The organism is Pseudomonas sp. GW821-FHT05D12 (genome assembly GCF_059419825.1).
This window is the reverse complement of sequence record NZ_JBWKSN010000025.1, coordinates 32,136-49,801: the sequence shown is the minus strand read 5'-3', so window position 1 is coordinate 49,801 and position 17,666 is coordinate 32,136. Positions and strand designations below refer to the sequence as shown.

7 protein-coding genes are annotated in these 17,666 nt (G+C 62.1%); 2 read left to right on the top strand and 5 right to left on the bottom strand.

All coding sequences use genetic code 11. The features are described from left to right. On the top strand, window positions 1-7,982 hold a 7,982-nt coding region (locus AC07SI_RS29725), incomplete at its 5' end, for an amino acid adenylation domain-containing protein (RefSeq protein WP_495007079.1). Window positions 7,983-8,199: 217 nt separating this feature from the next. Here AC07SI_RS29725 and AC07SI_RS29720 read toward each other — a convergent pair. Both AC07SI_RS29720 and AC07SI_RS29715 read right to left on the bottom strand, forming a co-directional pair. Beyond that, a complete protein-coding gene (locus AC07SI_RS29720) occupies window positions 8,200-10,572 on the bottom strand; it encodes a TonB-dependent siderophore receptor (protein WP_495007078.1) in 2,373 nt (790 codons plus the stop codon). Window positions 10,573-10,728: 156 nt separating this feature from the next. Then, on the bottom strand, window positions 10,729-12,381 hold the full coding sequence (locus tag AC07SI_RS29715; protein ID WP_495007077.1) for a cyclic peptide export ABC transporter: 1,653 nt from the start codon (window positions 12,379-12,381) through the stop codon (window positions 10,729-10,731). 199 nt (window positions 12,382-12,580) lie between these two features. Between AC07SI_RS29715 and AC07SI_RS29710 the strand changes: the two genes are divergently transcribed. Beyond that, the gene (locus AC07SI_RS29710) at window positions 12,581-13,411 is read left to right on the top strand and encodes a N(5)-hydroxyornithine transformylase PvdF (protein ID WP_495007076.1); all 831 of its coding nucleotides are present in this window, start codon (window positions 12,581-12,583) and stop codon (window positions 13,409-13,411) included. A 669-nt stretch (window positions 13,412-14,080) separates the two neighbouring features. On the opposite strand, the gene pvdO is transcribed toward AC07SI_RS29710, so the two are convergent. From pvdO to pvdM, 3 genes are read right to left on the bottom strand one after another with little or no spacing between them, the layout of a single operon-like run. Beyond that, window positions 14,081-14,953 (bottom strand): dihydropyoverdine dehydrogenase, encoded by an 873-nt coding sequence (pvdO, locus tag AC07SI_RS29705; RefSeq protein WP_106804290.1) that lies wholly within the window; start codon window positions 14,951-14,953, stop codon window positions 14,081-14,083. 34 nt (window positions 14,954-14,987) lie between these two features. Continuing rightward, window positions 14,988-16,259, bottom strand: a complete 1,272-nt coding sequence (gene pvdN / locus AC07SI_RS29700) for a pyoverdine-tailoring periplasmic protein PvdN (protein WP_495007075.1) — start codon at window positions 16,257-16,259, stop codon at window positions 14,988-14,990. An 18-nt stretch (window positions 16,260-16,277) separates the two neighbouring features. Then, entirely contained in the window at window positions 16,278-17,627 is a 1,350-nt protein-coding gene (gene pvdM / locus AC07SI_RS29695; protein ID WP_065910363.1) for a pyoverdine-tailoring dipeptidase-like protein PvdM, read from the bottom strand. Window positions 17,628-17,666: the final 39 nt, after the last annotated feature.

Sequence of the window (17,666 nt, the reverse complement as noted above, 5' to 3'; positions counted from 1 at the left end):
CGTGCGGCGCCGTCTACGCACCGATTGGCACCTTGCTGGGCAATCGCAGCGGCTACGTGCTCGACGCGCAGCTCAACCTGCAGCCGGTCGGTGTCGCCGGCGAGCTGTACCTGGGTGGGGAGGGCGTGGCGCGCGGTTATCTGGAGCGTCCAGCACTGACCGCCGAGCGCTTCGTGCCGGACCCATTCGGCAAGCCGGGCAGCCGCGTGTATCGCAGCGGCGACCTGACCCGCGGGCGTCCGGATGGCGTGGTGGACTACCTCGGTCGCGTCGACCATCAAGTGAAAATCCGCGGTTTCCGGATCGAACTGGGCGAAATCGAAGCGCGCTTGCGTGAGCAGGACAACGTCGGTGAAACCGTCGTGGTGGCCCACGAAGGCCCGACCGGCAAGCAACTGGTCGCGTATGTGGTTCCGGCCGATGGCCCGCTGACCAACGAAACCGAGTTTCGCGAGACCTTGCGCCGCGCCCTGAAAACCCACCTGCCGGATTACATGGTGCCGACGCACTTCATGTTCCTGGCGCAGATGCCGCTGACCCCCAACGGCAAGCTCGATCGAAAAGGCTTGCCGCAGCCGGACGTTACCCAGTCCCAAGGTGTATTTGTCGAGCCGGTTACCCCTTTGCAGCAGCAGGTAGCGGCCATCTGGGCCGAAGTCCTCGGTGTCGAGCGGATCGGCCTCACCGATCACTTCTTTGAACTGGGTGGCCATTCACTGCTGGCCATGCAGGTCATTTCCCGCCTGCGTCAGTTACTGGCGCGTGAAGTAGCCCTGCGCACCCTGTTCGAACAGCCGCAGTTGGAAGGCTTTGTACTGGCGTTGCAGGCGCTGGATAACACCTTGCTGGTACCGTCGATGGTGGCAGTCTCCCGTGCCCGACCGCTGGCGTTGTCCTACGCCCAGGAGCGTCAGTGGTTTCTCTGGCAATTGGAGCCCGAGAGCGCGGCCTACCATGTGCCCAATGCGTTGCGCCTGAGCGGGCAGCTGGATCGCTCGGCTCTGCAGCGCAGTTTTGACGTCTTGCTCGCGCGCCATGAAGCCTTGCGCACTGTGTTTGTCACGGACGGCGAGCACACGCTGCAGCACATCCTGCCAATCGCCACATTGCAGCTGGATTTTGCCCGGTTGGAAGGTGCGTCTGCACAACAGGTGCAGGCACGGGTCGAAGCGGAAATCGCCCGGCCTTTCGATTTGCGCCAGGGCCCGTTGCTGCGGGTGAAGTTGCTGCAACTGAGTGAGCAGGAACATGTGCTGGTACTGGTCCAGCATCATATCGTGTCCGATGGCTGGTCGATGCAAGTCATGGTAGATGAGCTGGTGCAACTCTACGCGGGGTTCAGCCAGGGCAGGCCGGCGCAACTACCGGCGATCGCGCTGCAATACGCCGATTATGCGGCGTGGCAGCGTGGTTGGATGGACGCCGGCGAGCAGCAGCGCCAATTGGGCTACTGGCGTGAACTGTTAGGCGGCGAACAGCCGGTGCTGGAGTTGCCGCTGGATCATCCGCGCCCGGCGGTGCAGAGCTACCGGGGTGCTTTGCTGGAAGTCGGTTTGGATAGCGGTCTTGTTACGGGCCTCAAGGCGTTGGCGCAGCGCGAGGGCGTGACGTTGTTCATGCTGTTGCTGGCGTCGTTCCAGACCTTGCTGCATCGCTACAGCGGCCAGTCGGATATCCGCGTCGGCGTGCCGATTGCCAACCGCAATCGTGCGGAAATCGAGCGGCTGATCGGTTTCTTCGTCAACACCCAGGTACTCAAAGTTGATATCGACGGGCAGATGACCTTTGCCCAGCTGTTGCAGCAGGTCAAGCGTCGCGCCCTCGATGCCCAGGCGAATCAGGATTTGCCGTTCGAGCAACTGGTGGAAGTGCTGCAGCCGGAACGCAGCCTCAGCCACAATCCGCTGTTCCAGGTGATGTTCAACCACCAGTCAGAGGCACGTGTACCACGTGGGGAACAACTGCCCGGCTTGCGGGTGGAAGGGCTGACGTGGGACAGCCATACCGCGCATTTCGACTTGAGCCTGGATACCCAGGAGTCGAGTGACGGTCTTTGGGCGTCGCTGACCTATGCCACCGATCTGTTTGAGGCCGCCACCATTGCGCGTCTGGCGCAGCATTGGCAGAACCTGCTGGAAGGTGTGGCGCGGGATGCCATGCAGCCCATCGGCGAACTGGCGCTGCTCGATCACCAGGAGCAGTTGCACTTACTGCAGGAATGGAACAGCGCCGCCCCCGCATGTGCGATTCAACAGGGCGTGCAGCACTTGTTCGAGCATCAGGCGCAACGGCGCCCGGATGCGGTAGCGCTGTGCCTGGGGGCGCGGTCCATGCGTTATGGCGAGTTGAATCTTCAGGCCAACCGTTTGGCCCATGCGCTGATCGCCCAGGGTGTCGGCCCGGAAGTGCTGGTGGGCGTCGCGGTGGAGCGCTCGTTCGAGATGGTGGTCAGCCTGCTGGCCGTGCTCAAGGCAGGCGGCGCCTATGTGCCTCTGGACCCGCAATACCCACGCGAGCGCCTGTTACATATGCTCGAAGACAGCGGCGTGCGGCTGGTGCTGATCCAATCACATATCGACATGTCGTTGCCCGAAGGTATGGCGACGCTGGACCTGAGTGATGCGGACCTGACTCCATACCCTGGGACCAATCCGCAGGTAACGGTCGACCCGCAAAATCTCGCCTATGTGATCTACACCTCCGGTTCTACCGGCAAGCCCAAAGGCGTGGCGATCAACCACGCGGCACTCACCGAATTCTCGAGTATTGCGGCAGGTTACTCGCGACTAACTCAGGATGATTGCGTGCTGCAATTCGCCACCCTGAATTTCGATGGTTTCGTCGAGCAGCTGTACCCGGCGCTGACCCATGGAGCCAAGGTTGTCCTGCGTGGCCCGGATTTGTGGGACAGCGCCCGGCTGTACGACGAAATCATTGCCCAGGGCATCACCCTGGCCGACTTGCCAACCGCCTATTGGAACCTGTTCCTGCTCGACTGCCTGGCCGCGGGCCCGCGCACCTATGGCGCACTGCGCCAAGTCCATATCGGCGGTGAAGCCATGCCGCTGGACGGTCCGGCGCAGTGGCTCAAGGCCGGGCTTGGCCATGTCCGCTTGCTCAATACCTACGGCCCTACGGAAGCCACCGTTGTGTCGAGCGTGTTGGATTGCACGGCAGGCTCCGAGCTGATTGGCGCCACCGCCAGCCCGATTGGCCGTTCGCTGCCAGGTCGTGCGCTGTATGTGCTGGACCGCGACTTGAACCTGGCACCGCTGGGCGCCGTGGGCGAGCTGTATATCGGCAGCAGCTGCGGCTTGGCGCGTGCCTATATGAACCGCGCATTGCTCACCGCCGAGCGTTTTGTGCCGGATCCGTTTGGTGAAACCGGCGAGCGCCTGTACCGCACCGGCGACCTGGCGCGGTACCGGGCCGATGGTGTGATTGAGTACGTCGGCCGCGTGGACCATCAAGTGAAGATTCGGGGTTTCCGCATTGAATTGGGGGAAATCGAAGCATTGCTGCTGGCCCAGGACGGCGTACGTGAAACGCTGGTGTTGGCCGCTGATAATCAACTGGTCGCTTATGTGGTCGCCGAGCAGCAAGACGGTGAAACACTCAAAAATGCCATGCGCGAACAACTGCCGGATTACATGGTGCCTGCGCACCTGATTTTCCTCGACCGCATGCCGCTGAACCCCAATGGCAAGATGGATCGCCATGCGTTGCCAAAACCCGACGCCAGCCAATCGCAGCAGGCCTGGGTTGCCCCAGTGACTGAGCTGGAGCAACAGGTTGCAGCGGTATGGGCCGATATCCTTGGCGCCGAGCGGGTCGGGTTGACCGATCACTTTTTTGAGATGGGCGGCCACTCGCTGTTGGCGATGCAGGTCATTTCACGCCTGCGCAACCTGTTGGGCAGGGAAGTGGCGCTGCGAAGCCTGTTCGAACAACCGCGTCTGCAAGGGTTTGTCGCTGCGCTTTCGACCGACAGCGGCATGCCACTGGCACCGGCGTTGGTTGCGGTCGGACGCGATCAGCCCTTGCCGCTGTCCTATGCCCAGGAGCGCCAATGGTTCCTCTGGCAACTGGACCCGCGTAGCGCCGCCTACCATGTGCCGAGCGCTCTGCGCCTGAAAGGGCGCCTTGACCTGTCGACCCTGCAGCGCAGTTTTGACACCCTGGTAGCGCGTCACGAAAACCTGCGGACTTACCTTCAGCAGGACGGTGAGCGTGCTGTGCAGGTGATCGCCGAGCAGGCCAGCGTTGAGGTCGTCCGGGTCGACATCTGCGCATCCGCGATCCGTACCGAAGTGGAGTCGCAGATCGCGCGGCCTTTCGACCTGACTCAGGGGCCGTTGATGCGGGCGAGCCTGCTGCGTGTGGCCGAGGACGATCATGTGCTGGTGCTGGTGCAGCATCACATCGTTTCCGATGGCTGGTCGATGCAGGTCATGGTCGATGAGTTGGTGCAGCTGTACGCCGCTTTCAGCCTGGGCCAGGCGCCGCAATTGCCAGCGTTGCCGATCCAGTACGCTGACTATGCAGTTTGGCAGCGCCAGTGGATGGAGGCGGGCGAGAAGACCCGCCAGTTGGAGTACTGGCGCGGCCTGCTCGGCGGTGAACAACCGGTACTGGAGCTGCCGCTGGATCACGCCCGCCCGAGTCAGCAAAGTCATCGCGGCGCGAGCCTGGACATCCAAGTGCCGCCCGCCCTGGTGACGGAGCTGCGCGCGCTGGCCCAGCGCGAGGACGTGACGCTGTTCATGTTACTGCTGGCGTCGTTCCAGGCCCTCTTGCATCGCTACAGCGGTCAGTCGGATATCCGCGTGGGCGTGCCCGTGGCCAACCGCAACCGCGTGGAAACCGAACGGCTGATCGGCTTTTTCGTCAACACCCAGGTGGCCAAGGCCGATATCGATGGCCAACAGACGGTTGCTCAGTTGCTCGCCCAGGTCAAACAGCGTGCGCTGGACGCCCAGGCCCATCAGGACTTGCCCTTCGAGCAGTTGGTGGAAGCCTTGCAGCCTGAGCGCAACCTGAGTTTCAACCCGTTGTTCCAGGTGCTGTTCAATCATCAGACCCAACCCAGTGGCCGCGATGAAGATGAGCAATTACCCGGCCTGCACGTCAGTGGCCTGGAGTGGGAAAATCATACCGCTCAGTTTGACCTGAGCCTCAATACCCACGAGTCCCCCGAGGGGCTTGCCGCCTCGCTGACTTACGCCACGGACCTGTTCGAGCTTGCCACATTGGCGCGGATGGCGGCCCATTGGCTGAACCTGCTCAATGGCATGACCCGCGATGCCCAGCAGCGTATCGGCCAGTTGCCGCTGCTGGAACCTCAGGAGCGGCAAGCAGCCGTTCACGATTGGAATTCCACCGCGCGAGAATACCCATTGCAACGTTGCGTGCATCAGTTGATCGAAGAACAGGTCGTCCGCACACCGGATGCGCCTGCCCTGGTGTTTGGTCAACAGTGCCTGGACTACGCCGAGTTGAACCACCGCGCCAACCGACTCGCCCATCGCTTGATGGAAGCCGGTGTGGGCCCGGATGTGCTGGTGGGGCTGGCGGTTGAGCGCTCCATCGAAATGGTCATCGGCTTGTTGGCAGTACTCAAGGCTGGCGGTGCCTATGTGCCGCTGGACCCTGAATACCCGCGTGAGCGGCTGGCGTATATGCTGGAAGACAGCGGTGTGAAACTGTTGCTGACCCAGGCGCATTTGCTGGACCAGTTACCGATTCCATCCGGTTTGGAAACCCTGGTGCTGGGCGGATCTGCGTTCGAACGCTATAGCGAAGAGAACCCAGGCATCGTTTTGCACGGCGAAAACCTCGCCTACGTGATCTACACCTCTGGTTCCACGGGTCAGCCCAAAGGCGCCGGCAACCGTCATTCGGCACTGACCAACCGGCTGTGCTGGATGCAGGAAGCCTACGGCTTGAATGCCCGCGACAGCGTGCTGCAAAAAACGCCGTTCAGTTTCGACGTGTCGGTATGGGAGTTCTTCTGGCCACTGATGACTGGCTCGCGGCTTGTCGTCGCCGCGCCGGGGGATCACCGCGATCCGCAAAAGCTGGTCGCGCTGATCAATGCGCAGCGGATCACCACATTGCACTTCGTGCCCTCGATGTTGCAAGCGTTCCTCCAGGATTCGGCGGTTGCCAGCTGTCACAGCCTGCAGCGCATTGTGTGCAGCGGCGAGGCACTGCCCGTGGATGCCCAGCAGCAAGTCTTCGCCAAATTGCCGCACGCCGACCTGTATAACCTGTATGGCCCGACCGAAGCAGCCATCGACGTGACCCACTGGACCTGCCGCGACGAAGGCCGCGACACGGTGCCGATTGGTGAGCCAATCGCCAACCTGCGCACTTATGTGTTGGACGCCGACTTGGCACCCGTGCCGGTCGGCGTCGCTGGGGAGCTGTATCTTGGCGGCGCGGGCCTGGCACGCAGTTATCACCGCCGTCCGGCGCTGACCGCCGAACGTTTCGTTCCTTGTCCGTTCCACAACGGTGCGCGCCTGTATCGCACTGGCGATCGCGTGCGCCAGCGTGCAAATGGCGTCATTGAATACCTGGGCCGTCTTGATCATCAGGTCAAGCTGCGCGGTTTGCGTATCGAGCTGGGAGAAATCGAAGCCCGCCTGCTTGAACACCCGGTTGTGCGTGAGGCCACCGTGCTGGCGGTCGGTGGCAAGCATCTGGTGGGTTACCTGGTGCTGCAACAGGCCGGCGACGATTGGCGCGAGCGTTTGAGCGCCTATCTGGCCAGTCACGTGCCGGACTATATGGTCCCGGCGCAATGGGTAGTGCTGGAAAAGATGCCCCTGAGCCCCAACGGCAAGCTAGATCGCAAGGCACTGCCCAGACCGCAAGCAAGCGACCGCGATTACGTTGCACCACAGACCGGACTGGAACAGCAGCTTGCCGCCGTGTGGGCGCAAGTGCTGGAGGTGGAGCGTGTGGGGTTGCACGACAACTTCTTCGAGCTGGGCGGCCACTCGTTGCTGGTGTTGTTGCTCAAGGACCGCATCCACAAGGCCTGCGGTGTCACGCTCGCAGTCAATCAACTGATGCTGCACCCGACTATCGCAGGCCAGGCGCGCTGTATCGAGGGGGATGTCGGTGGCTCGTTGATCGTCAGGCTCAACAGCCAGACCCAGGGCACGCCGCTGTACCTGTTCCACCCAAGCTTTGGCTCGGTGCATTGTTACAAGGCTATCGCCCTGGCATTGCGTGAGCAGCGTCCGGTGTTGGGTGTGATTTGTCGGACCCTGGTGGAAGAGGGCGTTGAGGTGCCGACCTGGGCGCAGATGGTCGAGGACTACACCCAACAGCTGTTGCTGGCCCAGCCCCACGGCGCCTTCCGTCTGGGCGGCTGGTCACTGGGAGGCAACCTGGCGATGGAGGTGGCGTACCGCCTGGAACAAGCTGGCCGGACCGTGGAATTGCTGGGCTGGATCGACGCGCCGCCGCCTGCGCGCTTTACCGCATTCTGGCAAGAGGGCGCGCGGGTGGACGAACGAGTGATTTCCGCCGCCGAACGCCGCGTGGATTTGTTGGCAGTGATGTTCCCGGCGTATGCCGAGCAGATCCGCAACGTCTGGCATATGGCTGCCGGCGAGCAGGATGAGCAGTGGCAACGTGTGTCCGAGTGGGCCGAACTGACCCTGGGCGACAGCTTCCGCGTACTCAAGGATGAGTTGCAAATCGGCGGCGAGACCGAGCGTTCCTGGGCGCTCAAGCAGGTGCTGGACGAGCGCCTGCAAGACGCCGACTACCGTGCGATCAAGGCTCCGGTCAATTGCTGGTGGGCCGCCCTGAGCGAAGGCGGTATTCACCAGGCGCTGATTGAGACAGGCATGCGCGAAGTGATTGGCCAGTCAGGCATCCAGCGTTCGGTGGTGATCGACACGACACACCATCGGATTGTGGACAACGCCGAGTTCATCAGCAGTTTTGTCTCGGCAATGGAGTAAGCGGTTGCGGTAACAGACGCCCCTGGCCAGTGATGACCAGGGGCGTTTTGCTATCTGGTGTCCCCTTCGCCGGCAAGCCGGCTCCTTCGGGTACACGCCTCTTTCGTAGGAGCAGGCTTGCCGGCGAAAAACACCCAGGCACCGCATTCACCCAGGCACGCGCAAAAGGGTACAAAAAAGCCCCTGATCACGTGATCAGGGGCTTTTTTGAGGGGGCTTAGAAGTCCCAGCGTGTGGTGACCATTACGTTGCGTGGATCGCCAGGGTAGGCTGAGTCATAGAAACCGATGTTGGTGTAGTAGTGTTTGTCGAACAGGTTGTTGACGTTGAGGGTCGCCGAGAGGTTTTCGGTCACTTGGTAACGGGTCATTAAGTCAACCAGCCAGTACGGGTCCTGGGTGAACTTCTCGGAGCGGCCGCCACCGGGGTAGCCCCAGTTGTTGACGGTCTGCCAGCCGGCGCTCTGCCAGCGTGCGCCGCCACCAATGGTGAGCTTGTCCAGGTTGCCCTGCAGTTTGTAGGTGGTATAGAAGCTCACCTGATCTTCCGGTTCCCAGGTGGCAACCTTCTTGCCATCGTCATCGCGGGCGATCTTGTGGGTGTAGCCCGCTTGCAGTTGCCAGCCTCGGGCGAGTTCGCCGGAGATTTCCGCTTCGTAGCCCTTGGTCTTGGTCTTGGTGCCGATGTACGAGTAGTCGACGCCTGGCTGGGAGTTCCAGGCGGTATCGGCAAGGGGACGGTTTTCTTCGTGCACTTCGAAGTAAGCGAGGCTGGAGTTCAGGCGGCCTTCGAAGAATTCACCCTTGAGGCCCAGCTCATAGTTCTTGCCTTCGTTCGGGTCGAGCATGGTACGGGTACGTGTACGGTACTGGGTTTGTGGCTGGAAGATTTCTGTGTAGCTGGCATACGCGGTGAAGTTGTCGTTCAGGTCATACGTCAAGCCGGCATAGGGCACTACCTTGCCGCTTTCCTGGGTGTCGCTGGTACCGGTGACCTGGTAGTTGGCGATACGTGAGCCGAGTAACAGGTGCAGCTCATCCGTCAGGCTGAAACGGCCAGTCACATAGGTACCGGTCTGGCGGGTGGTTTCGTCATTGATCTTGGTGGCAGTCCACAGCGGCTCTATGGCCTGGCCGTGCCAGTTGTAGAAGTCATAGGAGTTGTTGAAGTAGGTGGTCGCGGTGTAGTCCTTGGCTTTCCATTTGGAGATGGAAAGGGACTGGCCGATCACCAGTTCGTGTTCGCGGCCGAACAGCTCGAATGGCCCCGAGGCGTACACATCGAGGCTGTCGCTGGTGGTGTCGCCGACGTATTTGCGCGCATAAATGGAGCTGGCCGTGGCGGAATCCTGGGAAATGTAGCCCAGGGGCGCGTTATAGCCGTTGATCTGGTGGTTGTACTGGCCCTTGGTGACCCAGCCATTGTCGAACGTATGTTCCAGGGTGGCGAACGCAGTGCGGCTGTACTGCTCCCATGAGCCCCATTTTGGGCCGTTGTTGAACGAACGCGGCAGGTCCAGCTTGTTGCCGGTAGCGTCAAAGATGGTGCGCGTTCCGGTCCAGCTGGAGCCTTTCGGGTCGCTGTCCTGGTAGTCGGCGCCAACGGTCAGCAGGGTATTTTCGTCCAGGTCGAATTCGAGGATGCCGTAAAACACACCTGTCTTGCGCGAATAGTGGTCGAGGAACGAGTGTTTGTCCTGATAGGCCGCAACGGCACGGCCACGCACGTTACCGGTTTCGGTCAGTGGGCCGCTGACGTCGACCTGGGAGCGATAGTTATCCCAGGAGCCGGCGCCCAGCTCGATGCTGCTCTTGAACTCGGAGGTCGGCTTTTTGCGGATCAGGTTGATGGTACCGCCCGGGCCGCCGGCGCCGGTGAGCAGGCCGGTGGCGCCCTTGAGCACCTCGACGCGGTCGTAGATCGCCATGTCGGTCAGGGTCTGGCCGGCCGAGTATTGGGCGTCACGCAGGGTCGGAATACCGTCGTATTGGAAGTTGACGATAGAGAAACCACGGGAATAGTAGTTGGTGCGCTCGGTGTCATAGGTCGACACGGTGATACCCGGGGTGTGGCGCATCACGTCATCGATAGCGTTGAGCCCGAAATCATCCATCACCTGCCGCGTCACCACCGAAATCGACTGCGGCGTTTCCCGTGGCGTCAGCACCAGGCGCGTCGCGGTGGCGATGGTCCCCGGGGTATACGAACCAGTGCCTTCTGTCACGGTGCCCAACTGGTTGGCAGTGACCTGCGTGGTCCCCAGCTCCAGCCCCGAAGACGCGACCGCGCTGATGGTGATCGTGTTGCCTTGCTGGCCATAACTGACGCCGGCGCCCTTGAGCAGGGTGGCGATGGCCTTGTTGGGATCCTGCTTGCCCTTGACCGCGGTGCTGTTCTTGCCTTGCACATCTGTCGGGCTGTACAACACCTGCAGGTTGGTCTGGCGACCAAATTCCTGCAGCGCCGTCCCCAACGGCTGTGCGGGAATGTCGATCTCGATCTCCTGGGCCTGCACATAACTGGCCATGGGCAAGGACACCGCGAGGGCAAGCGCGCAAGGCTTGAGGTTGAAGTTCAGTGCCCGTCGCATTGATAGCGCTTTGCTCAGGGGGCTGAGACCGAGTCGTACTGACATGGATGCGTTCTCTTCTGTGTTTTGAGGTTGGCAGTTTATAGGTGTTTATTGAGTTCAATTCTCATTACCACTAGTGAGACGTTCCTAACTGCAGAAACCGGAAAAGAATTTTCAGGCCGGCGCCATTTCGTGCACCACCTGGCCCGCACGCAGCCGCACCAACTGATCGGCGATATCGAAATAACGATCGTCATGGCTGATCACGATGATGGTCTTGCCCAGGCGCTTGAGGTCCGGCAGCAGCTCGGTGTAGAACACGCGGCGGAACGCCGGATCCTGGTCGGCCGCCCACTCGTCGAACACCAGCACCGGACGTTCTTCCAGCCAGGCATTCACCAGTGCCAGGCGCTTGCGCTGGCCGGTGGAGAGGTCGGTGGTGCTGAACACGCCGTCCTTGACGCTGACCTTGTGCGCGATTTCCAGGCGTTCCAGGTACTTGGCGGCGCTGTCCAGCGACTGGGTGGCGCTGCCCTGGACCAGGTCATCGAACAGGTAGTAGTCGGCGAATACCGTGGTGAACAACTGGCGGTAGTCGTCGCGTGCTGCAGCGGTCAGCGTTTCGCCGTTCAGGCGGATTTCGCCGGCCTGGGGCTGGTAGAGGCCGAGCAACAGCTTGATCAGGGTGGTCTTGCCGCAGCCGTTTTCGCCGACGATAAATACGATATCGCCCTGCTTGATGCTCAGGTTGATCGGCCCCAGGTGAAACGGCTGGCTACCTTCCACCGGCGGCGGGCTGTAGGTCACACCGCGCAGCTCAAGGCTGTTGACCACCGGAGTCGGGGCTTCGCTGCCGTCCATCAACAAGTGGGGCTCGGGGGACGAGAAGCGCTCGGACAGTTCGGTGATCCGCGCAAACGCAATGCGCGCCTTGCCGATGATCGGCAGGTAACCCACCACATGTTCCAGCGGGCCTTTCATGTACAGCAGCACCAGCACGAAGCCGGTGATCACCGCAGGGTCCGGGTTGGGGTTGTAGGCCTGCATCGCCAGGGCCAGGCCGATGACCACGAAGAACAGCATCGAGCCAAAGGTCTTGGCGACGATATAAATGTTCACCGAGCGCACCTGGATATCGCTGATGCGGTCGGCGGTCTCCTGGATGCGGTGGGTGTTCATGCGGTAGCGCCGTGGCCGGTGGATGCGCAGCTCCTTGGCACCCGAGGCGATCGCCGAATAGTAGCGTTGCAGTTCGTCTTCCTGGTCGCGGGCTTCGTCGAAGCCACGGATGCCCTTGGCGCCGGCGATGAATTGCACGCTGCTGCCGATGATGATTGCCACGACCATCATCAGGAACATCGGCACCGACAGGTACGCCAGGTAGCCCAGGCAGCCCAGGGTCACGGTGGTCGCGATGGCCAGCGGGGTGAAGGCGAAGGAAAAATCGCTGATGGTGTCGACGTCATGGGTCAATACCGGAATCAGCCGGTGCGAGCGGTACTGTTCGATCTGCTCGATGGGCGCCGACAGCACCTTCTCGCCGAGGTCCTTACGCAGCGCGGCAATGATGCGTTGGCCGACGTAGTTGGTGCCGATATCCGAGACAATCGAGCTGGTCAGCGCCAGCAGGCACAGCGCGGCAAACGTCAGAATCACGCCGTGCGTCATGCCGGTGGCGGAGTGCAGGGCGTTATTGATGGTCGCCAGCAGCAACGTGATGGCCAGGCCGCCGGCCATGCCCAGGGCGACGGAGACCGTCACGATGGTGCGAAAAGGCCTGAGCAATGCGAGCAAACCCTTGAAGGCGCCGCGCTTGGGGTCGGTCATAAGTACTTCCCGGAAAGTGAATAGAGGGGGCTGGGCACACAGACCCTTACCCATGACAAACGAAGGATTGGCGCGACTATTTAGCTCGGCGTGCCCGGCGGTGACGGCGGCGGATAAATTGCCCGGCGCCTGGTTCGTTCTTGTTGGGTAGGCGCACGCGTATGGGCGCGTGCCTGATCTATCCAGCGAGAGCGAAACAATGACGAAAAAGAATCTGGTGTACGTGTGGTCCCTGCGCAATGCCGCCGCCGACAAGGCCGGGCAGCCTGTGGCCTACAAGGACCATGAGCGCTACATGAAGTCGGTGCTGGAGTTTCTGGTGGGGTCGCTCAACGACACGCCGCTGGGCGAGGCCTACAACCTGGTAGGCGTGGTGTATGACGATGACGAGCAGAACCCGCGTGACCAGCAGCTGGTCAGCGACTACGGCTTTGCCTACCAGCCGGGCCGCCAGTGGCTGTACCCGGCCGAACTGCGGGTGCAGGGGCGCCTGGTCAACGATCTGCTGCTGAGCGTGCCGTCCACCTACCGCCGCCTGCCACGCGGCAGCGCCGAGCACATCGCCGGCAAGCAGGATTTCGAACGTCGCCTGCATGACACCCTGGTGGAGCTCAAGGCCGATATCGTGGTGCTCGATGGGCTGCTGGTGATCCTCGATGAACTGGTGCGCCCGGGTGCGCCGTTTGCGCGTCGAATCATGAACATTCATCCGGGGATTACCCGCATCGAGTCGCCGTACGAGCGCCGTGGCGCCTACGCCACCTGGAATGCGCTGTACGGTGCACGTGGGTTGACTGTCACGGACTGGGTCACCAAGGCCACCACCCCGTCCGAGCCGCTGTACCTGACGGGTGCGTCGTTCCACTACGTCGACAATGGCATCGACTCCGGCGAAGTGTTCCACGACGTGCTCAAGACCGAGATTGCGCCGGACGACACCATCCTCGAACTGCGCTGGAACAACTTCAACAACAGCCTGTTCCCGGCGTTGCATGAAGGGTTGGAGTTGTTGGCGCAGAAGGGTATCTAAAGCGAACACGGTGCCAACTGTGGGAGCGGGCTTGCTCGCAAAGGCGGCGTGTCAGTCGCTGAAGAGGGTGGCTGATCCACCGCCTTCGCGAGCAAGCCCGCTCCCACATTTGACATGTATTCCAAGGCTGGATTGGGTTTGCCGCCCGCCAATGCCAGTGCAGCACCTCGGCCGTCAGCCCTAACACCGATCAAAACTGTGGGAGCGGGCTTGCTCGCGAAAGCGGTGTGCCAGTCGCCGAAGAGGGTGGCTGACCCACCGCCTTCGCGAGCAAGCCCGCTCCCACATTTGGGGGTGTATTTCAAGGTTGGAGCCGAGTTGTGCCTTCAGCTCAAATGCCGTGCAGCACCCCGAATCCCAGCCCAAACAGCGATCAAAACTGTGGGAGCGGGCTTGCCCGCGAAAGCGGTGTGTCAGTCACTGAAGAGGGTGGCTGATCTACCGTCTTCGCGAGCAAGCCCGCTCCCACATTTGGGGTGTATTTCAAGGTTGGAGCCGAGTTGTGCCTTCAGCTCAAATGCCGTGCAGCACCTCGGCCTCCAGCCCGAACACCGATCAAAACTGTGGGAGCGGGCTTGCTCGCGAAAGCGGTGTGTCAGTCGCCGAAGAGGGTGGCTGACCCACCGCCTTCGCGGGCAAGCCCGCTCCCACACTGGATCTCCTGTGTTGTCAGAGATCGCGCACTACCCGAAAACCGATCCAGTCTCCGCGCGTCTGCGGGAAAATGTTGTTGCGGTTGCCCGAGCGCGAGAACACGGGCGCCTCGCCCCAGTCATTGCCGCGAATCTGATAACCCTCGCAGTTCGGCTCCATCCATGCACTGCCATCGGTCGGCGCGCCGATGTAGTTGGGGTGCTCGCAGTCGGCAACCCGTTCGTACACGTTGCCGTGCATGTCGTACATGCCGAATGCATTCGGAGGATAGCTGCCCACCGGCGAAGAATAGCTGTAGCCATCTGCCGGGCCGTAGGTGTTGGCGTGCTCGGCAATGCTGTAGCCCTTGCCTTCATCGAACGGGAAGGGGAATGGCCCGGTGGAGCCAGCGCGGGCAGCGTATTCACGCTGGGCTTCGCTGACCATGTGGTATTGATGGCCGGTCTTTTTCGACAACCAGGCCACGTAGTGCTTGATGTCGTCCATGTCCATGCACACCGCCGGCTGGCGCGGGCCCTGCGGGTAGCGTGGCTTGCTGGCGATACATTCGCGGCCGGGGCGGGTGTCGCCATCGGCGATCTTCACCCCGGTCTGGCGGATATAGCTGTCCCATTCGCCGGCGGTGATATGGAAGCGGCTCATGGCGAAGGGCTTGGCGAAGGTCACGTCGTGCATCGGGCCTTCATCCGGCTCGCGGCCGACTTCATCTTCCGGCGTGCCCATGGTGAAGGTGCCGGCGGGCAGCACCACCATTTCCGGGCAGTCCTTGCAGTCCTTGAATACTTTGCCGGGTTGCGGCGTGGCGGCCTGGGCCAGGTTGGGCAGCAGCGTGGCGCACAGGGCGGTGAGCGCCAGGGCGCCCAGGGGCTTGAGTCGGGATGGATTCATGTGGGCATCTCGTTCAAAGGAAAAAGGGCGGGCCTCAGGCCCGCTGGTTCAGCAGGGTCATGAAGCGCTGGATCTCTTCGCTGGAATTGAGCAGGCCCGGGGAGGTACGGATCACCGGGCCGACATCGCGGTCCACCGCGTCGATGACCACACGGTTTTTCATCATGTAGGCCGCCACGGCATCACTGTCCTGGCCCTTGACCCGGAAGAAGGTAAAGCCGGCCGACAGCTCGGGGCTGCGTGGGGTAACCAGTTCGATCTTCGGGTGCGTTAGCAGTTGATCTTTCAATTCGCTGTTCAGCGCATGGATGCGCGCCTGCACCTGTGCCTTGCCCAGTTGCAAGTGCAGCTTGAAGGCCTCGTCCGCCGCCCAGCGATGCTCGAAGGCGTGGTAGCCACCAGGGGTCATGATGGTGGCGAAGTCCTTGTCCTCGGAGAAGGTCGGCACCATCGGCGTCACGTACTTGTTCTCGGGGTCGCGGGCGCACACCAGGCCGGTGCCGCGCGGCCCGAACATCCACTTGTGGGTGCCGGCGATGAAGAAGTCGCAGTGCATGTCCGGGAAATCGAGGTTCTCCACGCCAAAACCATGCACACCGTCGACGATATAGAGGATACGGTCCTTGTCATCACGCTCGCGGTTGTGTTCCTCGACCAGCTTGCCGATCTCGCCGATGGGCAGCTTCACACCGCTGCCGGACTGTACCCAGGTCATGCCGAGCACGCGGGTGTTGGGGCGGATATTGCGTTGGATATTGCCCAGCACTTCATCGGCGGACACCCGGTGGGCATCGTCGAACAGGCGAATCTTGCGGACCTGGGTCTGTTCCTTGCGTACCCGGAAATCCAGGCTGAACTCGGTGGCGTAATGCTCGTGCACCGTGGTCAGGATCTCCTGGTCGGCGCGCACCTTGATCCCGCCATAGATCATCGCCAGGCCTTCGGAGGTGCTCCCGGTGAGGGCGATCTGCGCGGGCGTGGCCTTCAGGTAGCGGCCGGCCCATTCGCGGACCTGGCCTTCGCGCTTCCAGGTCTCCTGCAGGTCCCAGTCCATCGCCAGGCCCGGGTTGCGGTCGATCTGTGCGCGGTAACGTTCAATGGCCTCGCGCACCGGCCTGGGGTGCGAGGCCACGAGGAAGTTGGAAAAGTGCAGGTAGCTCGGGTCCTGGTTGAACAGTTGCTTGAATCCCGTCCATGGGTCGTTCGTGCTGTCAGCAGCCATTGCCTGGGGGAGCAGGGCGGTGCCCAGCGGCAAGCTCGCGGCGAAAACACCGGCCTGCTTGAGAAAAGTACGGCGGTCGGTCATGGACATACTTCTAGGTGATTAGCGGTTGGCCAAGGGTTTGGCAGCTTTTTGGACCTGGTCCCACACACGCAGGAAGTTGCCTCCCCACAGCTTGGCGATATCGGCTTCGGAATACCCGCGCTGGATCAGTTCGGCGGTGACGTTGCGCACTTCCCCGACGTTGTTCCAGCCCTGGATGCCGCCGCCATCGTTGAAGTCCGACGCCAGGCCGACGTGATCGATACCGATCTTGCGCACGGTGTAGTCGATGGCGTCACCCAGGTCCTTGAGGGTGGCCTTGGGCTCTTCGTCGAGGATCGCGTACAGCGCGCCGGCGTACTCGCCGAACTTGTGTTCGGGCCAGGCGGCGATGATCGCGTCACCCGGCATCAAGGCCACGGCGAGGTTGGGCAGCGGTGGCAGGTCGAAACGGGCGCGCAGGGCGTTGAGCTTGTCCTGGGTCGGCTGGCTCAGCGGGCGCAGGTAGGCGGAGAAACCCACGATCTGCACCACGCCGCCGCTCTGCTTGATCAGTTGCAGTTCCTTGTCGCTGAGGTTGCGCGGGATATCCACCGCCGCGCGTGGCGCCGAGTGCGATGCCACCATCGGCGTACGGCTCAACTGCGCCACCTGCTCCAGGGCCTTGGTCGACATCTGCGACACGTCGATGATCACGCCGAGGTCATTCAGGCGGTGCACCGCTTGCTTGCCGATGTCCGAGAGGCCGTCGAGGGCATCCACCGAGTCATTGAAAAACGGCAGCGGGCGCGACGAGTCGGACCAGGCGTTGTTGCCCACATAGCTGAAGCCGAACATGCGCATGCCGCGTGCGGTCCACAGGTCCAGCTGGTTGAGGTCGTTGCCCAGCGGGTAGGCGTTGAGCATGCTGATGAAGATCGCGAACTTGCCCTCGCCATGCAGGCGCCGGAAGTCGTCCGGGGTGTAGGCGATGCCGACCTGGTTGGGGTAGTCGCGGACCATGCCACTGATGATTTTGTAGCGCACTTCCTGTTCATTGCGCGCGGCTTCGACAAAACCGTCGGTGGGTTTGTGCGGTGCGTTGGGGCCGTTCCAGATTTCCGGCCAGCCGAAGATCGTCAGGGCGGCACCGGACAGGCGGCCGCGTGCGGCCTTGGCCAGGTCGAACTGGCCACTGCCGTCCTTGTCGGCCTCGTTGCCGGCGGTGCCGAAATCCACCGGCACGGTGATATGGCTGTCGAACGACAGCAGCCGGTCCTGCATTTCATTGGCCTGCTTGATGACCTCCAGCGGATAGCCGGCATTGCCCTTGAACCAGTGATCCCAGACCAGGAAACCGGCCCCGGCACCGATGGCCAGTGCCAGCGGCAGGCCGATATACAGCGCCTTTTTCGAACGTGGTTTTGTCATTGCCATCTCAGTCAGTTGAGGCCTTCGCTATCAGGGAAG